At 66.5% G+C, this 21,867-nt stretch carries 1 protein-coding gene; it reads left to right on the top strand.

The window, feature by feature from the left end:
- Positions 1-71: 71 nt before the first annotated feature.
- Positions 72-21,836 carry a non-ribosomal peptide synthetase gene (locus ASG84_RS03830; RefSeq protein WP_057475687.1) on the top strand — a complete coding sequence of 7,255 codons (21,765 nt, stop codon included), beginning with the start codon at positions 72-74 and terminating at the stop codon, positions 21,834-21,836.
- The last annotated feature ends 31 nt before the right edge of the window (positions 21,837-21,867 follow it).

Genomic DNA, 21,867 nt, shown 5'->3' with positions numbered 1-21,867 from the left:
CGTATCCCCGCCGACCGGGCGGGGCCAACGAGAACGACACGGCACGGTTTTCGATCAGGAGGAATGGATAGATGGCGTCAGGCGGCCTCGGCGGTGGCTCTTCGACTATCGAGGACCTGCCTCGGCTGGTTCGGAGCGTCGGTGCGCTCGAACCGGATCGGGTGGCGCTGACGCACCTCGGTGTGGAGCTGACCTACGTCGGTCTGGATGCGGAGATCACCGCCCTCGATACGGCGATGGGCGGCGCCCTCGGACCCGACGCTCTGGTGCCCGTGGTGCTGTCCACCGCTGTCCCCGGTCTGATCGAGGCAACCGAGGGTGGCCTCGACGCCGTCGTCGCGGGTCTCATCGGCGACGCGGTGTCGGTGTTGGGACACGACACGGCAGCCGCTTCGTCCACAGCGGCCGGGCCCCAGAGCTCTGCCGAGGCCGACACACTCTATCGGCGTTTCGTCGAGCAGGTCGAGCAGACCCCGGACGCACCTGCCCTGACGTTCGACGGCGAGACGCTGACGTACTCGCAGTTCGCCGATTCGGTGAACCGGTTGGCCCGCCACCTGATCGAGCGCGGTGTCGGCCCGGACGCCCGAGTCGGCCTGTCGATTCGACGGTCGATGGACCTGTTGATCGGCATGTACGCGATCACCGCGGCCGGCGGCGCGTACGTTCCACTCGACCCGGATCATCCGTCCGATCGGTTGGGGTACGTCCTCGATATCGCCGAGCCGGTGGTGGTGGTCACGACCTCCACCGATCACCCCGACGTGCCGGCGTCCACCGAGACCGTGTCGGTGGATACGGTCGATCTGTCCGGGTACTCCGCCGGTCCGGTGACCGACGAAGACCGCCGCGCCCCCTTGTCGTCCAGCGATCTCGCGTACGTCATCTTCACCTCCGGTTCGACCGGTCGGCCCAAGGGCGTTGCAGTGGGGCACAGCGCGATCGTGGCCAACATCGCGTGGCGACAGCGCGAATACGTCATGACTGCCGCCGACGTCGTGCTGCAGAAGACGCCGTTCACCTTCGACGTGTCGGTGTGGGAGTTCTTCTGGCCGTTGCAGATCGGTGCCCGACTGGTGATCGCGGAGCCCGACGGCCATCGAGATCCCGCGTACTTGGCCCGGATCATCGGCGAGCAGAGCGTCACGATTACCCACTTCGTGCCGTCTATGCTCTCGGTGTACGTCGCCGAACCCGCTGCAGCACAGGTGACGTCGCTGACGACCGTGTTCGCATCGGGTGAAGCACTGCCGGCACGCACCGTCAACGCCTTCCACCGGATCTCTGCCGCGTCGCTGCACAACCTCTACGGCCCCACCGAGGCCGCGGTCGACGTCACGTACTACCGCACGCAGGATGTCGAGGACGGTGCTGTCCCGATCGGTGCCGCGGTGGCCGACACCGAGCTCTACGTGCTCGACGAGTCGCTGCACCGGGTGCCGAGAGGCGTCGAGGGCGAGCTGTATCTCGCCGGTGTGCAGCTCGCGCGGGGCTACCTGCGCCGAGGCGACCTCACCGCGGATCGTTTCGTCGCCGACCCCTTCGGCGGGCCGGGCGATCGGATGTACCGCACCGGAGACCTGGTGCGCAGGCGCTCCGACGGGCTGATCGACTACATCGGCCGCACCGACTTCCAGGTGAAGCTGCGCGGACTCCGCATCGAACTCGGCGAGATCGAATCGGCTCTGCTCGCCGAGCCGAACGTGAGTCAGGCTGCGGTGCTGGTGCATTCCGACGAGGCCCACGCGGAGCTGGGTGAGCATCTGGTCGGTTACGTCGTGTCGTCCGACCCCGAGATCGATCACAGTGATCTGGCAGCCGCGGTACGGCGTCGTACACCGGACTACATGGTGCCGTCGTTGTTCGTCGTGCTCGAAAAGTTCCCGCTCAATTCGAGTGGCAAGCTCGACCGTAAGGCGTTGCCGGCTCCCGACTTCGGGTCGCTCGTCCGTGAATATCGAGCTCCGGACACCGAGACCGAGTCCGCGCTCGTCGAGATCTTCCAGAACGTCCTCGGTATGGACCGCGTCGGCATCGACGACGACTTCTTCGCGGTCGGGGGAAACTCTCTCAACGCCACCCGAGTCGTCGCGCGCGTCAACGCCGAACGCGGTGTGTCCGTGGACGTTCGCGCGTTCTTCGATGCTCCCACCGTGGCCGAGCTCGCCGCTGTCGTCGATGCGGCGGAGACATCGAGTGCGGCACCCCGTGCGGCCCTCACCGCGCAGCCGCGGCCGGAGCGCGTTCCGTTGTCGTTGGCTCAGCAGCGGATGTGGTTCCTGAACCGGTTCGAGCCCGAATCGGCCGTCAACAACATCCCGGTCGCCATCTCGCTGTCCGGCGATCTCGATCTCGATGCGCTGCGCGCGGCAGTCTCGGACGTGTTGGGCAGGCACGAGTCCCTGCGGACGATCTATCCGGATCACGCCGGAGTGGGGTACCAGCAGGTGCTCGAACCCGACTCCGCCACAGTGGACGTGGAGTTCTCGGGCGTCGAGGAGGCCCGGCTGCCGGAGACGTTGCTCGAGTTCGCTCTTCGGCCGTTCGACGTCTCGACCGGCTTGCCCGTGCGCGCAGCCGTACTGGCGCTGTCTTCGACCGAACACATCCTGGCCCTCGTGGTCCATCACATCGCGGCCGACGGTTTCTCGATGGCACCGTTGACGCGAGACGTGGTGACCGCGTACGTGGCCCGCAGTTCCGGACAGGAGCCGGCGTGGACGCCGTTGCCGGTCCAGTACGCCGACTACACGCTCTGGCAGCGGTCGGTACTCGGAAACGAGAACGATCCGACCTCGTTGATCGCCGCACAGGAGGCCTACTGGCGCTCCCAATTGGCCGGCGCGCCCGAACAGCTCGACCTACCGACGGATCGACCGAGGCCGGCGGTGGCGACCACCCACGGTGGTACACATCTGTTCGAGATCGATGCGGACCTCGTCGCGGCGGTCGAACAACTCGGGCGCACCCACGGGGCCACGACCTTCATGGTGGTCCACTCGGCGCTGGCCGTTCTGCTGGCGACGTTGTCCGGTACCGACGACGTCACGATCGGAACACCGGTCGCCGGTCGCGGAGACGCCGTCCTCGACGACGTCGTCGGCATGTTCGTCAACACGCTCGTGCTGCGCACCACGATCGACCCCGCAGCCGGTTTCGCGGATCTGCTCGGCCGAGTCCGCGAGACCGATCTCGCCGCGTTCTCGCACGCCGAGGTTCCGTTCGAGCGACTGGTCGAGGTTCTCGCGCCCACTCGCTCGACAGCTCGTCATCCGCTGTTCCAGGTCATGCTGACGTTCCAGAACCTGGACGCCACGTCCGTGGAGATCCCCGGTCTTCGGGTGAGCGCGCTCGATTACGAGGCGAATCTCGCGAAGTTCGATCTGCAAGTGACCCTGTGGAACTCGGTGGCCGAGGGCACCGATCCGGCCGGATTGACCGTAGCGCTGACGTACTCGGCCGATCTGTTCGACGCGTCGACGATGGCCGCCTTCGGCGAGCGGTTCCTGCGGGTCCTCGAATCGGTGACCCGTGTGCCTGCCGCACCCATCGCCGAGATCGATGTGCTCGATGCCGAGGAACGGTTCCAGGTGCTTCGAGCATGGAACGCGACCGGTCACGACATGTCGTCCGACCGAACACTGGTCGAGATGTTCCGAGCCCAAGTCGAGGCCACGCCCGATGCGCAGGCGCTGGTGTTCGAGGGCGAACGGTTGACCTATGTCGAGTTCGCCGCCCGGGTCAATCGTGTTGCACGAGAACTCGTCTCGCGTGGTGTCGGTCCGGACACGTTGGTCGCTCTCGCGATGGACCGCAGCATCGAGCTGTTCGTGGGCATGTACGCGGTCGTCACGGCGGGTGGGGCCTACGTGCCCGTCGATCCGAGCCAGCCGCGCGAGCGCAACGACTACATCGCCGAAACGGCGAATCCGGTTCTGGTGTTGTCCTCCACCCGTGATCACCTCGAACTCGACGGATTCGACACTGTCGACATCGACGCGCTGGACGTCTCGACACATTCGGCCGAACCCCTCGACGACGCCGATCGCCGGGGAGCGTTGCGCCCGCACAACCTCGCGTACGTCATCTTCACGTCCGGATCCACCGGCCGCCCCAAGGGCGTCGGCGTCTCGCACGAATCGATCGTCAACCGATTGTCGTGGATGCAGCACGAGTATCCACTGACCGCCTCCGACGTGGTGCTGCAGAAGACGCCCGCGACGTTCGACGTCTCGGTCTGGGAGTTCTTCTGGGCTCTGCAGAACGGTGCCTCGGTGGCCGTCGCTGTACCGGACGGCCATCGCGACCCCGCATATATCCTCGATGTCATTGCGCGCGAACACGTTTCGGTGGTTCACTTCGTTCCATCGATGATGTCGGTGTTCGTTCCCGAGGTCGCTGCGCGCGCCGAGTCCGCAGCAACCCTGCGGCTGGTGTTCGCCTCCGGTGAGGCGTTGGCACCGACGACTGCGCAGGCGCTGCGCGGGGCGCTGACGGCCATCGAGATCCACAACCTCTACGGCCCGACCGAAGCCGCGGTGGACGTGACGTACCACCGAGTCACCGACGACGACACCGCCGTCGTACCGATCGGTGCGCCGGTCTGGAACACGGCCGTGTACGTACTGGACTCCGCTCTGCGACCGGTGCCGGTCGGAGTGCACGGAGAGCTCTACCTCGCCGGAACGCAGCTTGCTCGGGGCTACGTCGGGCGAGCGGATCTGACGGCGGATCGCTTCCTGCCCAACCCGTTCGCCGAAGACGGAGCCCGGATGTATCGCACGGGCGACGTGGTGCGTTGGCTGCCGGGCGGTGAACTCGACTACGTCGGGCGTTCGGACTTCCAGGTCAAGCTCCGCGGTCTGCGGATCGAACTGGGTGAGATCGAAGCGGCCCTGCTCGAGCAGCCGTCGGTGAGCCAGGCAGTGACCGTGGTCCGGGCCGATCGGTTGGTGGCCTACGTGGTGGGCACCGGGAGCGTGGACACGCAGTCTCTGCGTGATGCGTTGAGCGAGCGCCTCGCCTCGTACATGGTGCCCGCCGTGATCGTCGTTCTCGACGCTCTGCCCCTCGGCGCAAGCGGCAAGCTGGACCGCAAGGCCCTGCCGGATCCCGAGATCGAGGAAGTCGAGTATCGCGCACCGTCGAATCCCGTCGAGGAGATCGTCGCTCGGGTGTTCGCGGACGTTCTCGGAGTCGACCGCATCGGCGTCGACGACGATTTCTTCGCTCTGGGTGGCAACTCTCTCGTCGCCACCCAGGTGGTCTCGCGGTTGGGTAGCGAACTGGATGCGACGGTCCCGGTTCGTGCACTGTTCGAGGCCAGTACGGTTGCGGCACTGGCGGTTCGGGTGGAGAGTCACCTGGGTGGTGGGGCCGCGGCACCGTTGGTTCCGCAGAATCGGCCGGAGACGGTTCCGCTGTCGATGGCGCAGCAGCGGATGTGGTTCCTGAACCGATTCGATCCCGAGTCGGCCGTGAACAACATTCCGGTAGCCATCCGGCTGCGTGGTTCGTTGGACGTCGCCGCACTGCGCGCTGCGGTGTCGGACGTCCTCGAGCGCCACGAATCCCTGCGCACGGTGTACCCGAGTGTGGACGGCTCGGGACACCAACTCGTGCTTCCCACTCGGACCGTCGTCCCGAATCTCGAGCCGGTCGCGGCAACGTCCGATTCGATCGTGGCCGACGTGACCGCCTTCGTGGCCGCAGGCTTCGACGTCACTGCTGCAGTTCCGTTGCGAGTGAGACTGTTCGAGGTCTCCGAGCAGGAACATGTCCTGGTGTTCGTGGTGCATCACATCAGCGCCGACGGTTGGTCCATGGGTCCGCTGACCCGCGATGTGATGACCGCCTACCTCGCACGAGTGGCGGGCGAGTCGCCATCCTGGCAGCCACTGGCGGTGCAGTACATCGACTTCACGCTGTGGCAGCGTTCGGTACTCGGTAGCGAGGCGGATTCGGCGAGCCTGATCTCCCGGCAGGCAACTTTCTGGCGCGAGACGCTGGCGGAGATGCCGGCTGAGCTCGCTCTTCCGCACGATCGGCCACGTCCGGCCGAGTCCTCGGGGGCCGGCGGCCGAGTCGAATTCGAGATCGCCCCCGACGTCCATGCCGGTCTCACTGCACTGGCGAGGGAGAGCGGCACCACGCCGTTCATGGTGCTGCATACCGCCCTTGCGGTATTCCTTGCGCGCATGTCGAATTCGACGGACATCGCCGTCGGCACGGCGATCGCCGGACGCGGAGATGCCGCACTCGACGACGTGATCGGCATGTTCGTCAACACCCTGGTCCTGCGGACCGCGGTGCACCCGGACAAGGGATTCGACGGCATGCTCGCCGATGTCCGCGAGGTAGATCTCGCGGCCTTTGCACACGCCGATATCCCGTTCGAGCGTCTTGTCGATCTTCTCGACCCCGAACGCTCCGCTTCGCGACACCCCCTGTTCCAAGTGGCGATCGCCTTCGAGAACCTTCCGCCGAGTACCTTCGCTCTGCCCGGGTTGGAGGTCTCGGCCGTCGATCTCGACGTCGAGACGGCCAAGTTCGATCTGTCGCTGACGTTGCGTGAGTCCGACGGCGGCGGTATGTCCGCGGCGTGGCTCTACTCGCGAGATCTGTTCGACGAGGCGACCATCGTGGGCTTCGCCGACCGCTTCCGACGTCTTCTCGACGGTGTGGTGGCGGATCCGAGTACTCCGGTGGGCGACCTGGGGATTCTCTACGACGACGAATACGACCGCTTGACCCACGTGCATGGCGACGAGGTGTTGGCGGGTGGCACTCTCGCCGAGATCTTCGCTGCCGGAGCCGCTCTCGATCCGCAGGCGATCGCCATCCGCTACCGCGATCGCTCCATCACGTACGCCGAACTCGACTCCACGTCGTCTCAGCTCGCCCGTCTGCTGATCTCCAGGGGCGTGGGGCCGGAGACCGTCGTCGCGCTCGGGTTCCAGCGCTCCTACGAGATGGTGCTCGGGGTGTGGGCAGTGGCGAAGGCCGGAGGTGCCCACCTCCCGGTCGACCCGACATACCCGAGCGATCGCATTGCCCACATGGTCGGTGATTCCGGGGCGGTACTCGGCCTGACCGCGGCGGCACACCTGGCTTCGGTGCAGGGATCCGGCAGCGGGCCGGAATGGATCCGTCTCGACGACGACGAGTTGGTAGCAGCGGTGCGCGCTCACTCCGCCGATCCGATCACCGATGCGGATCGGTTGCAGCCGTCGGTGTTCCAGAATCCGGCGTACGTCATCTACACCTCGGGCTCGACCGGTAAGCCCAAGGGCGTCGTGGTGACGCACGCCGGGCTCGGTGGCGTGCTCGACGCCGCGGGCGATCTTTACCACCTGACACCGTCGGCGCGATTCCTGCATATCTGCTCGCCGAACTTCGATCCGTCCGTCCTGGAATGGATGGCGGCGTTCTCGGTAGGTGCAACTCTGGTGATCGTGCCTGCCGAGATCCTGGGCGGTACCGAGTTGTCGGAGCTGCTGAAAGCCGAGCGGGTCAGCCATTCGATCATCACTCCCGCGGTGCTCGGCACGATGGATCCCGCGGGTCTCGACGCGCTCGAAGTGCTCTCGGTCGGCGGCGACGTCACCACGCCGGAACTGCTCGCGCGATGGGCCCCCGGCCGCAAGTACTTCAACGGCTACGGACCGACCGAGACGACCATCATCTCGAGCTTCGCAGACCTGACTCCCGGCGAACCGATCACCGTCGGGCGGCCCATTCACGGTATGTCGGCTCTGATTCTCGACGATCGATTGCGTCCGGTGCCGTCCGGAGTGGCGGGGGAGCTCTATCTGGCCGGCGGCGCTCTCGCGCGCGGTTATCTCGGTCGGCCCATGCTGTCCTCCGAGCGCTTCGTAGCCAACCCCTACGGCGTCGGCGGCGGCCGGATGTATCGCACCGGAGACGTGGTGCGTTGGACCGAGGATCTTCAGCTGCAGTTCGTGGGCCGCACCGATTTCCAGGTGAAGGTGCGTGGGTTCCGTATCGAACTCGGCGAGATCGACTCGGCACTGACCGCGTACCCGAGTGTCGAGTTCGCCGTGACACTCGGACACCGGTTGCCCTCGGGCGTCACCACGCTCATCTCGTACGTACTCCCGGTCCGCGACGCATCGGTCGACGTGGGCGACCTGACGACGTTCGTCGGAAAAGCGCTGCCCAATTACATGATTCCGGCATCGATCACGGTGCTCGACGCGGTGCCGCTGACGTCGGTCGGCAAACTCGATCGGGCAGCGCTTCCCGCTCCGGCGTTCGAGGCAGGCGAGTTCGTCGCGCCGACCACCGCGGTGGAGCAGAGCGTGGCGACCGTGTTCGCGGAGGTGCTGGGAGTCGATCGGGTGGGAGCCCAGGACGACTTCTTCGAGCTCGGTGGCAACTCGCTCATCGCGACGCAGGTGGTCTCGCGTCTCGGTGCGATTCTGGACACCACCGTGCCCGTACGCATGTTGTTCGAGGTGTCCACCGTCGCAGCGCTGGCGGATCGCCTCGAGTCCGGCGTCGGTTCGGGCTCGCGTGCGCCGCTCGTGGCCGGACCTCGGCCCGAGCGTCCACCACTGTCGCTGGCACAGCAACGCTACTGGTTCCTCAACCAGTTCGACACTTCGTCGGCCGTGGACAACATTCCGTTCGCAGTACGTCTGACCGGTGCGCTCGACACGGCGGCATTGGCTGCCGCCGTGGGCGATGTGGTGGAACGCCACGAATCGCTGCGCTCGCTCTACCCGGACTCCGAACACGGACCGTTCCAACGGGTACTTCCGGCTGACGAGGCCACCCCGGACCTGTCGGTACGGACAGTCGCAGCGGCCGACCTGCCGGAGACTGTGAGCCGCTTCTTCCTGCGCGGCTTCGACGTGACCCGCGAGGTTCCGGTGGACGCGATGCTGGTGCGAATCGACGGGGAGGACGCCGAGCACGTCCTTGCGTTCGTCGTCCATCACGTCTCGGCCGACGGTGCGTCGATGGGACCGTTGGCAACGGATGTGATGACCGCATACACCGCGAGAGCGGCAGGCTCGGCTCCGGATTGGGAACCCCTGCCGGTGCAGTACGCGGATTTCGCGCTGTGGCAGCGCACCGTTCTCGGCTCCGACGACGACAAGAATTCTGTTGCGTCGCAACAGGTTCGGTACTGGAGGGAAGCACTGGCCGATCTGCCCGATCAGCTCGTACTGCCCACCGACCGACCTCGCCCCCCGACCCAGAGCTTCCGGGGCGAAACGGTGCGCTTCACCGTCGACGCCGCGGTTCACGCCGCGGTCGCAGACCTCGCACGCGCACGTCAGGCCAGTGTCTTCATGGTTGTCCACTCGGCCTTTGCCGCGTTCCTGGCGCGTGTGGCAGGAACCGACGACGTCGCCATCGGGACGCCCATCGCCGGCCGCGGCGAGAGCGCGCTCGATCCCATGATCGGCATGTTCGTCAACACGTTGGTGTTCCGGTCCACGGTGCACCCGTCCATGACCTTCGAGGACTTGCTGGCGCAGGCGCGCGAGCGCGACCTGTCGGCATTCGCCCACGCGGACATACCGTTCGAGCGTCTGGTCGAGGTACTCAACCCGGTGCGCTCCACCGCGCGAAACCCGCTGTTCCAGATCGGCCTGTCGTTCCAGAATCTGGCCGATCTCAGCTTCGAGTTGCCGGGGCTGACCGTCCGCGGCGTCGACGCCGAGTCGACCCTCGCCAAGACCGACCTCCAACTGACGGTGTCCGATCGCTACGCCGCCGACGGCACGCCCATGGACATGGACGCCGAATTCACCTTCGCCACCGACCTGTTCGACAGGTCGACGGTCGAGGCCTTCGCCCGTAGATTCGTCGCGGTGCTGGCCGCGGTGGCTGCGGACCCGAGTGCAGTCGTCGGAGATCTGGACCTGCTCGACGAGACAGAGCGAACGACGATCCTGGACACGTGGAACGACACCGATCACGATGTCGATCTGTCGCAGACTCTGGTGTCGCTGTTCGACGCTCAGGTCGACGCCCGTCCCGACGCTCCGGCGGTCAGGTACGCGGGCCGGACACTGACCTACCGCGAGTTCGACAGTCGGATCAACCGTCTGGCGCGGCGGTTGATCGCCGCTGGAGTGGCCCCGCAGGTGACGGTGGCACTCGCGCTCGGGCGTTCGGTCGAGCTGCTCGTCGCGATGTACGCGGTGAGCAAGGCCGGCGGAATCTATGTGCCACTCGATCCGGATCAGCCGGCTGCCCGCATCGCCGACATCGTCGACGACGCATCGCCACTGTTGATCCTGAGCTCGACCCGTGACGGGTTCTCGGCTCCCGAGGACAATGGTCGGTCCGTGCCCGTCGTCCTGATCGACGCGGACTCGGACGAGTACGCAGACATCTCGGATGCGCCGATCACGGACGACGAACGGCATGCGCCGCTGCGTGCCGCGAACACGGCATACGTGATCTTCACGTCCGGCTCGACCGGTCGACCCAAGGGTGTCGCCGTCAGTCATCGCGCCATTGTCAACCAGTTGCTCTGGGCGCGTGCGGAATACGGCATCGGCGTCGACGACACGGTGTTGCTCAAGACCGCGGCGACGTTCGATCTGTCGGTATGGGAATTCTGGACGGCGTCGATCGGCGGCGGCTGCACCGTGGTCGCCGAGGCCGGTGGACACCGCGATCCGAGCTACCTACTGGACCTGATGACCGAGGCGAACGTGACGACGCTGCACACGGTGCCGTCGATGCTCGACGCGTTGATCGCGGCTGCCGGCGGCACGCTGCCGTCCGGGCTGCGTCGAATCCTGGCCATCGGCGAAACACTGCCGCCTACCACCGCTCAGCGTGCGCTCCGCGCTACGCGGGCACGCCTGGACAATTTGTACGGTCCCACCGAGGCAGCGGTGTCGGTGACCGCGCACCGGGTGCACGATTCCGGGACGGGGCCGGTTCCCATCGGTGCTCCCGAGTGGAACACCCGTGTCTACGTACTGGATTCACGTCTGTCGCCGGTTCCGGTCGGTGTCACGGGAGAGCTCTATCTTGCGGGCAGTCAGCTGGCCGACGGCTATGTCGGGCGGCCCGATCTCACCGCGGAGCGGTTCGTGGCCGATCCGTTCTCGCCGGGCGGACGGCTCTATCGCACAGGCGATCTCGCAGCATGGCGCGGCGACGGTGTACTGGAGTACGTGGGTCGTTCGGACTTCCAGGTCAAGATCCGCGGCTTCCGCATCGAGCTCGGTGACATCGACGCCGCGCTCCGCTCGATCGAATTGGTACGCGATGCGGCCGTGGTCGCCTCGCACGACGAGCGCCTCGGGGATCGACTGGTCGCCTACGTGGTGCCCGCCGACGGCGTATCGGTCGATCCCGAAACCGTGCGCGCGTCGATGGCGTCGTCGGTGCCGTCCTACATGGTGCCGTCCGCCTTCGTGATCCTCGACGTCCTGCCACTCAACGCCAACGGCAAGCTGGACCGAAAGGCCCTGCCGGAACCGGTGTTCGAGGCCGCAGAGTTCCGGGCGCCAACCGATCTCGTCGAGGTGACGGTCGCCGGTGTGTTCGCGGACATCCTCGGTGTCGAGCGCGTTGGTCTGGACGACGATTTCTTCGCGCTCGGCGGAAACTCGCTGATCGCCACCCAGGTGGTCTCGCGTCTGGGCTCGGCTCTCGACACCGTTGTTCCGGTGCGGTCGATCTTCGAGTCGCCGACGGTGCTGGGACTCGCCCGCGCCATCGAATCCACCGTCGGTGCCGGTGCGCGCCGTGCTCTGGTGCAGCGCAGGCGGCCCGAGCAGATCCCACTGTCGCTGGCACAGCAGCGGATGTGGTTCCTGAGCCAGTTCGATCCCACCTCGGCGGTGAACAACATCCCGGTGGCGATCCGACTGTCCGGCGATCTGGACGTGCCTGCACTGGTGCGAGCGGTGACGGATGTGGTCTCGCGGCACGAGATTCTGCGCACCGTGTACCCCGAGGTCGACGGGCGAGGCAGTCAGGTCGTCCTCGGCCTCGCCGAGGGCGCACCGTCCGTCGACGTCATCGACACGGCAGCCGCCGATGTGCCCGAGACCTTGCGGCGGTTCGTCTCCGAGGGCTTCGACGTCACCAGCGCCGTTCCGGTGCGGGTGGCGATCCTGCGCATCGACGAGCGTGAGCACGTCCTGGCATTCGTGGCCCACCACATCGCCGCCGACGGATTCTCCATGGGACCGTTGACCCGCGACATCATGGTCGCCTACACCGCACGTGCAGCGGGCGACGATCCGCAATGGGCACCGTTGCCCGTCCAGTACGCCGATTTCACCCTGTGGCAGCGCGAGTTGCTCGGCACCGAGGGCGATCCGGAATCGCCCATGGCTCAGCAGCTCGGCTACTGGCGTTCGGTACTGCGCGGCGCGCCTGCACAACTCGATCTGGCGACCGATCGACCGCGACCGGCGGTGGCGACGAACGGAGGTGCGGCATACAACTTCTCGCTCGACGCCGAACTGCACAAGAGCATCGCCCGGGCGTCTCGGGAGAACAACGCGACGGTGTTCATGACCGCGCACACCGCTCTCGCGGTGCTGTTAGCTTCGCTGGCAGGAACCGACGACTTGGTGATCGGTACGCCGGTGGCCGGACGCGGAGACTCCAACCTCGACGACCTCGTGGGTATGTTCGTCAATACCCTCGCATTGCGCACGTCCGTCGAGCCGGGCACGACGTTGCGCGATCAGCTCGCTCTGGTGCGAGAGGTGGACCTCGGGGCGTTCTCGCATTCCGACATACCGTTCGAGCGACTCGTCGACGCGATCGCGCCGGAACGGTCGCAGGCAAGGCATCCCATCTTCCAGGTGATGCTCACGTTCCAGAACCTCGGCGAACAGTCGTTCGCGCTACCCGGTCTCGACATCGACGGTGTCGATCTGTCGAGTGCGATCGCGAAGTTCGATCTGCAGGTGACACTGTGGGAGAAGTTCGACTCCGCAGGCGCGCCCGATGGCGTCGACGTCCAATTCGACTACGCCACAGATCTGTTCGACGAATCGTCGATGGCAGTCTTTGCGCGCAGACTCGTCCGGGTTCTGGAGTCGATGACGGCCGAGATCGACCGGCCCGTCGGCGACGTCGATCTCCTCGAGCCCGCGGAGCGCACTGCCGTCCTCGAGCAGTGGAACGCGACCGAGCACGAGGTCGACGATCGGCACACATTGGTCTCCCTGTTCACCGAGCAGGTAGCAGCAGCACCGAACAACGTTGCCCTCGGCTTCGGCGACGAGCAGATCGACTACGCGGAGTTCTCCGGACGGGTGAATTCGCTTGCCCGAGTGCTCATCGGGGAGGGGGTAGGACCCGAGACCGTGGTCGCGATCGCGATGCGCCGTTCGCCGGACATGCTCGTCGGCATCTACGCGGTCCTCGCTGCAGGCGGTGCCTACGTGCCGGTCGACCCGGACCAGCCGTCCGATCGGATCGAGTACATCCTCGAGACCGCAGCACCGGTCGCGGTGCTGACCACCACTCGCGACGGGGGCGTCGCCGGCTCGTCCGTTCCGCAGATCCTGCTGGACACCGTGGACACCGATGCGTACGCGACCCGACCGGTCGAGGATTCGGAGCGACTGGCACCGCTGAGGCCGTCGGACACCGCCTACGTCATCTTCACCTCGGGCTCGACGGGCAAGCCCAAGGGTGTCGCCGTCACACACGCCGCCATCGTCAACCGACTGCTGTGGATGCAGCACGAGTACGAGCTCACCGTCGACGATGTGGTGCTGCAGAAGACCCCTGTGACGTTCGATGTCTCGGTGTGGGAGTTGTTCTGGCCGTTGCAGATCGGTGCGCAGCTCTACATCGCCCAGCCGGACGGTCATCGCGACCCCGCGTATCTGGTGGAGACGATCGAACGCCGCGGTGTCACCACCGCACACTTCGTTCCCTCGTTGCTCGCCGTGTTCGCTGCCACCGACGGGATCGAGCGATGCAGCGCTCTGCGGATGCTGTTCGCATCGGGTGAGGCGCTACCGGTCTCGGTAGCCGCAGGCATCCGCCGGGCACTGCCCGCTGTGGAACTGCACAACCTGTACGGGCCGACCGAGGCCGCCGTGGACGTGACGTTCCATCGGGTCACCGACGCAGACACCGTGTCGGTGCCGATCGGCATGCCGGTATGGAACACCCGGGTCACCGTGCTCGATGCTCGTCTGCACCCGGTGCCGATCGGCGTGCCGGGCGAGCTGTACCTGGCCGGAACCCAGCTGGCGCGAGGCTATCTGGGACGACCCGACCTGACAGCAGACCGATTCGTCGCCGATCCGCACGGGCCGGCCGGGAGCCGGATGTACCGCACCGGTGACCTCGTACGCTGGAACACCGGGCGAGAGCTGGAGTACTTGGGGCGCACCGACTTCCAGGTCAAGCTCCGCGGGCTTCGCATCGAGCTCGGTGAGATCGAGTCGGCGCTCATCGCCGACCCGACCGTCGATCAGGCCGTTGTGCTCGTGCGGCAGACGCCGTCGGCGGGCGAAATTCTGGTGGGCTACGTCGTACCCGCCTCCGGCGCGGCCGTCGATCCGGCGGCGCTGACGGCGGTCGCGGCACGGACGGTGCCCGAATACATGGTTCCGGCGTCGGTGGTGGTTCTCGAATCACTTCCGCTCGGACCGAACGGCAAGCTGGATCGACGTGGACTACCGGATCCCGAGTTCGGTAGCGACGCCGAGTTCCGCACTGCGAGCACCGATACCGAGCGCATCATCGCCGATGTGTTCGCCGACGTCCTGGGACTCGAGACGGTGGGCGTCGACGACTCCTTCTTCGCGCTCGGTGGCGACAGCATCGTGTCCATTCAGTTGGTCTCGCGCGCCAAGGCGAGAGGAATCCAGTTCGGCCCACGAGATGTGTTCGAGCGCAAGACCGTTGCCGGGCTGGCCGAGGTGGCCGTCGTCGTCGGCGAGGGTGCGGACACGGTCGTCCTCGACGAACTCGACGGCGGTGGAGTCGGATGGCTGCCGCTGCCACCGTTCGGTGCGGCACTGCTCCAGCGCGGCGGTGGGTACCGTCGCTTCCATCAGGCGCTCACACTCGGGCTCCCGGCAGGCATCGACCGCAACGGTGTCGTGGCCACGCTCACTGCTGTCGTCGATCATCACGACATTCTTCGGTCCACCCTCGTGCACGACGATCGTGGCTGGGGCCTCGAGGTCGGCGAGCCCGGTTCGGTGGACGTCGACGAGCTGCTGACGACGTCGTCGGCGGACGGTGGAGCCGCCGCGGTGGATGCGGCGGTCGGATCGCTCGATCCGGAGAACGGGCGCATGCTCGCGTTCGTGTGGGTCGACAGCGCGCCGAACACACTGACAGTCGTCGCGCATCACCTCGTCGTCGACGGCGTGTCGTGGCGAATCCTGGTGCCGGACTTCGTGTCCGCGTGGGCGCAGATCGCCGGCGGCACCACCCCGGTTTTGCCGGATGTCGGTACGTCGATGCGGCGATGGACACACGCACTCGTGGAGGAAGCCGCGCGCCGGACGCACGAGTTGCCGGAGTGGCGCAGCATCGCCCGGACCCCGGACCCGGTCCTGGGAGAGCGGGACTTCGAGCCGGCCGTCGACGTCGTGGATACCCTCGAGCGAGTCGAGATGTCCCTGTCGTCGGATACCACGCGTACGTTGCTGACCACGGTTCCCGAGATCTACCACGGCGGAGTCGCGGACGGACTGCTCGCCGCACTCACGCTGGCAGTCACCGCGCTGCGCAAAGAACAGGGAATCGATGCCCCGGCGACACTGCTTCAGCTCGAAGGGCACGGCCGCGAGGAGGCCGTGGTCCCAGGAGCCGATCTCGGCCGGACCGTCGGCTGGTTCACCAGCCTCTTCCCGGTTCGGCTCGACCTGACCGGAATCGACGTCGACGACGCCCTCGGCGGCGGCTCTGCCCTCGGCGACGCCGTGAAGGCCGTCAAGGAGCAGATGCTGGCGTTGCCCGACCGGGGAATGGGATGGGGGCTACTGCGCTACCTCGATCGAACGAGCGAGACGGAGCTGGCGCCGCTGTCCACCGGGCAGATCAGCTTCAACTATCTCGGTCGGGTCGGCACCGGAGATGTGCCGGAGGACATGAAGTCTCTCGGCTGGTTGCCTGCCGAGGACGCCACCGGTCTGTCTGCAGCCGGTGACCCGGACATGGCCGCGAACAAGACGATCGATATCAACGCCATCGTGGTCGACACCGAGGACGGAAGCGCCCTGAGTGCGTCGCTGGCATTCCCGCGGGGCGCGATCTCCGAGGCGACCGTGGCGCGTCTGGCGCAACTGTGGTCGGGGCTGCTCGACTCGCTCGCGGCCCACGCACGTACCTCTGGTGCCGGTGGCCTCACTCCGTCGGACCTTCCGTTGGTGCGCGTGAGTCAGGCCGACATTCTCGGCTTCGAGCAGCGCTATCCGGCACTGACCGATGTGTGGCCGCTGGCACCATTGCAGCAGGGCTTGCTGTTCCATGCCCTGTTCGCCGACACCTCGCTGGACGTCTACACGATGCAGGTCGTGCTCGACCTGGCAGGCGAGGTCGATCAGGAGCGTCTGTGTGATGCCGCGCAGGCCCTGCTGGATCGGTACGAGAACCTCCGCGCCGTGTTCGCGGTGACCGCAGACGGCGACAGCGTGCAGATTGTTCAGCAAGGTGTGCGGTTGCCTTGGCGCACTGTCGATCTCAGCGATGTCGACGAGAACGCGCGCGGCGCCGCGGTCGCGGCTGCACTGGACGAGGATCAGCGGGAGCATTTCGACATCACCACCGCCCCGTTGTTGCGGTTCCTGCTGATTCGCCTCGGGCCCACGACGTACCGACTGGCGATGACCAACCATCACGTGCTGCTGGACGGCTGGTCGCTGCCGCTGGTGATGAAGGAGCTGCTCTACCTCTACGCCGTCCGCAGCGACACGTCGTCGATGCCGCGGCCGCGCTCGTATCGCTCGTTCCTGCAGTGGCTCGGTCAGCGCGACCCGGAGACCTCCCGGCAGGCGTGGGCCCGATCACTCGACGGCGTCGACGAGCCGACACTGCTGACTCCACCGACCCTGGGCCGCGAGATCTCCAGCCGATCGGCGGAGACCGAGGTACGGATCGACTCGGAGGCCACCGCAGCGTTGATCGCGCTCGGTGGACGCCTCGGCGTCACCGTGAACACGTTGGTACAGGCCGCGTACGGAATGCTGTTGGCTCAGATGACGGGCCGCGACGACGTGGTCTTCGGGGCCACGGTCTCGGGTCGGCCCGCGGACCTGCCCGGAGTCGAGTCGATGATCGGATTGTTCATCAACACCATTCCGGTACGGGTTCGCCTCGATGCACACGACACCGTGGAGCAGTACCTCACGCGGCTCCAAGGTGAGCAGGCCGATCTGCTCGATCACCACCACGTGGGATTGGCGGACATCCAGCGGGATGCTGGGCTGGGCAACCTGTTCGACACGCTGACGGTGTTCGAGTCGTACCCGGTGAACGAGGCCGAGTTGGCGCAGCAGGCCGCATCGATCGACGGCATGACCGTCGAGGGTGTCGGCTCCAACGACAACACCCACTACCCGCTGACCCTGCTGGTGGTGGCGAACGAGGAAGTGACGCTGACGGCGAAATACATCAGCGACCTGTTCGACACCCGTGCGGTCGAGTCGATCCTGGCGCGCGTCGTCTCGCTTCTCGCTACGTTCGCGGCGGACCCCACGCGCCGGGTTGTCGACATCGACCTGCTCGACACCGCGGAGCGCACACGGATACTCGACGAGTGGAACGACACTGCCCGCGAGATCGATTCCGCGGCAACGCTCGTGTCGATGTTCGAGGGTCGGGTGGTGCAGTCTCCGGACCGGATCGCGGTCTCCTTCGAGGACGATCGAGTGACGTACGCGGAATTCGCGGGTCGAGTGAACGCGCTTGCGCGACTGCTGATCCGCGAGGGCGTCGGCCCGGAAACGATGGTCGCCATCGCCATGCGGAGATCGGTGGACATGCTCGTCGGTGTCTACGCGGTGCTGACCGCGGGCGGGGCGTACGTCCCGATCGATCCAGACCAGCCGGCGGAGCGCGTCGAGTACATCCTGGCGACGGCCGATCCCGTTGCGATTCTGACGACGGCGGCGGATTCGTCTGCCGTGGAATCGGTCTCGTCCGCCGCACCGCGAATCGTGGTCGATTCCGTCGATCTCACCGGATTCGCCACCGATGCGGTTCGCGCCGACGAGCGCCGCGCCGCGCTGCTCCCCGACGACGTCGCGTACGTCATCTTCACCTCGGGCTCCACGGGCAAGCCCAAGGGTGTAGCCGTGACGCACGCCGCCATCGTCAACCGGCTCGTGTGGATGCAGGACGAGTACGGTCTGACCGTCGACGATGTGGTGCTGCAGAAGACTCCGGTGACGTTCGACGTGTCTGTGTGGGAGTTGTTCTGGCCGTTGCACATCGGTGCCGAATTGGCGATAGCGAAACCGGACGGGCATCGCGACCCGGCCTATCTGGTCGAGATTGTCACCGAGCGGTCGGTCACCGTCGCACACTTCGTGCCGTCGATGCTGGCCGTGTTCGCGGCAGCGGACGGAGTCTCGCACTGTTCGAGCCTGCGCATGTTGTTCGCGTCGGGTGAGGCGCTGCCGGTATCGGTCGCCTCGGCAATCGCTACGGCACTGCCGAACACAGAACTGCACAACCTGTACGGGCCCACCGAGGCTGCGGTGGACGTGACCTACCACCGCGTCGCCGCCGCCGACGTCGCCGGCGTGCCGATCGGTGTGCCGGTGGCCAACACCCGAGTGACCGTGTTCGACGCGCGGCTGCGACCGGTGCCGGTCGGCGTCGCGGGTGAGCTCTACCTCGCGGGAGTCCAACTGGCCCGCGGCTACCTCGGGCGAGTGGATCTGACCGCAGACCGGTTCGTTGCCGATCCGTACGGTGCACCGGGTACTCGGATGTACCGGACCGGCGACCTGGTCCGGTGGAACGTCGACGGCGAGCTCGACTACATCGGCCGCACCGACTTCCAGGTGAAACTGCGCGGCCTGCGCATCGAGCTCGGTGAGATCGAGGCGGCGTTGACCGCACACCCCGACGTCGACCGATCGACCGTCCTGGTGACGTCGACGGCGTCGGGCGAAATTCTGGTCGGCTACGTCGTTCCTCGTGCTGGTGCGTCGGTGGACGTGAGCGAGCTGACCTCGTTCGCAGGCAGCCGACTTCCCGGCTACATGGTGCCGACCCAGATCATGGTGCTCGCCGAGTTCCCCCTGAACGCCAGCGGCAAGCTCGATCGAAAAGCGTTGCCGGAGCCGGTGTTCGAGGCGCGTGAGTTCCGTGCACCGGTGACCGTGACCGAGATCGCCATCGCCGACGTCTTCGCCGACGTGCTCGGTGTCGATCAGGTGGGATCGGACGACGACTTCTTCGCGCTCGGCGGAAATTCGCTCGCGGCCACCCGTGCAGCAGCGCGCATCACCGCTGCTCTGGGCAAGCAGGTGGGTGTGCGCGAGCTGTTCGAGAACTCGACAGTCGCGGCGCTCGCAGCGCGCACGGACCTCCAGGGAACGGTGCATCGCGTGCCGCTTCGACCCAGGACGGGCGACGAGCGGGTACCGCTCTCGCTCGCGCAGCAGCGAATGTGGGTACTGAATCGACTCGACCCCGGGTCGGGCGCGTACAACATGCCGCTCGCTCTGCGGCTCACCGGTGACCTGGACGTGGCCGCACTTCAGGCGGCCGCGACGTGGGCGATCGAGCGGCACGAGACGCTGCGAACTCGCTATCCCGAGGATGCCGACGGCACTGCGTTCCAGGAGGTCCTCGACGCCCGTGCCACCACTCTCGACCTCGATCCGATCGACGCCACGGGCGAAGCCGACATCGCCGATCGGGTGCGTCGACTGGTGTACGACGGATTCGATGTCACCGCTGCGCCTCCGGTACGTGGGGCACTGTTCCGACTCGTCGGAACGGAGGACGGCGAACTCCAGTACGTGTTCGTCATCGTGATGCACCACATCAGCGGCGACGGAGCGTCGATGGCACCGTTGGCTCGTGACGTGATGACCGCGTATCTCGCCGCGACAGCCGGCACGGTTCCGACGGTGGCACCGCTGTCGATCCAGTACGCCGACTACACGCTGTGGCAGCGTGAAGTGCTGGGTTCGACGAACGATCCGGGTTCCGCAGCGAATCGGCAGGTCGACTTCTGGCGCACCGAGCTGAGCGGTATCACCCCGGTCATCGCCCTGCCGTGGGACAGGCCGAGACCGGCAGAGCCCTCGCTACACGGTGGAAGTGTCCGCGCACATCTCGACGCGCAGACCCACGAGGCGTTCCTCGATATCGCACGATCGAACAACGCGACTCTGTTCATGGTGTTGCACAGCGTCCTCGCGGTAGTGCTGGCGAGAACCAGCGGTGCACGGGATTTCGCCATCGGAACTCCGATTGCCGGTAGGGGAGACGAACAACTCGACGACATCGTCGGAATGTTCGTCAACACGCTGGCGCTTCGTACCAGCGTCGATCCGGACGCGACGTTCGAGGATCTCGTGCGCAGTATTCGAGAAAACGACCTGAGGGCATTCGGGAACGCAGACGTGCCGTTCGAGCACGTCGTCGACGTCATCGGGCAGGACCGAACCCCCGGAATCAGCCCGCTGTTCCAGACCGTGTTGTCGGTCGAACCATTGGGTGAGGCTCGCTTCGAACTGCCTGCCCTGACCGTCGAGCCCGTCGAGGGATTCGAGCCGACCGCCAAGTTCGATCTTCAGGTGACGGTGCAAACTCGGCCCGCGGTCGATGCTGACGGCGAACCGGACCTGGCTGTCGAGTTCGCCTACGCCGCAGACCTGTTCGACGAATCGACCGTATCGGCGATGGTAGATCGCTTCGTCAGGATCGCCGACGCCGTGGCGGCGGATCCGGGACTCGAAATCGGTGCGATCGACGATCTCGGCGACGACGAGCGGGCAGCGTTGACTGCATCCCCGACTCCGAACGCGGTGGGCGCGGTGGCCGGTCGAACTTTGCCTCAGTTGCTCGCTGCGACCGTGGAGGCGGATCCGGAGGCCCCTGCGTTGTCTTCTGCAGGCGAGGAGACCACCTACCTCGAGCTCGACCGACGTTCGTCACGCCTGGCCCGTGAACTGATCGACCGCAACGTCGGGCCCGACGTGACTGTTGCCGTCGCCGTCGACGACGCAGTCGAATCCGTCGTGGCCCGTTGGGCGGTGGTCAAGGCGGGTGGTGCTCTGGCCCTGGTGAACGACGTCGACGGTGCCGTCGGAGTGGGCGCGAACGTCGTCGTCATCGACACCGGTGCGGCGCAGCACTGGGATCGAGTCTCCACGGTCGTCGATCTCGGTGACGCGGCGATGTCGAGGTCGGTGACCGACCGATCGCCTCGTCCGATCACGTACACCGACCGTATCGCCGTGCTCTCCGCAGACAGCCCGGCTCTGGTGGTGGACGTGTCGACCGGCGCTACGGTGAGCCACGGTGCCCTTGCTGCCGCGGCCGTTCGGGCGGTCGAAGAGTACGGGATCGACTACGAGTCGCGGCTCGGCGTGCCCACCGCGATCACCTCTCCGTCGGCCTGGTTCGCCGCTGTGCTGGCTGCCTCGGTCGGTGCTGTGTTGGTGATCGATCGGGCCGAGTCGCCCGAAGATTCGGCCGATCTCGTCGTCGCCGAGTGGATGACGCACGTGTTCGTGACTGCGGTGGAAGCCACGGCGGTCGCGGAATTGGAGTCGGACGATCTCGAGGACCTGGTGGCTCTGGTGATCGTCGACGGCGATGCGGACGAGGCCGAACGACCGGTCGGTGTGTCGATACACGGCGCGCCACAGTTCGGCTGAACCCGTTCGGGTCGATAGACTTCGGCCCTGA

This window comes from Rhodococcus sp. Leaf278, from assembly GCF_001426085.1.
Classification (GTDB): Bacteria; Actinomycetota; Actinomycetes; order Mycobacteriales; family Mycobacteriaceae; genus Rhodococcoides.
The sequence above is the reverse complement of the archived record's forward strand: the minus strand, read 5'-3'. Positions and strand labels throughout refer to the sequence as shown.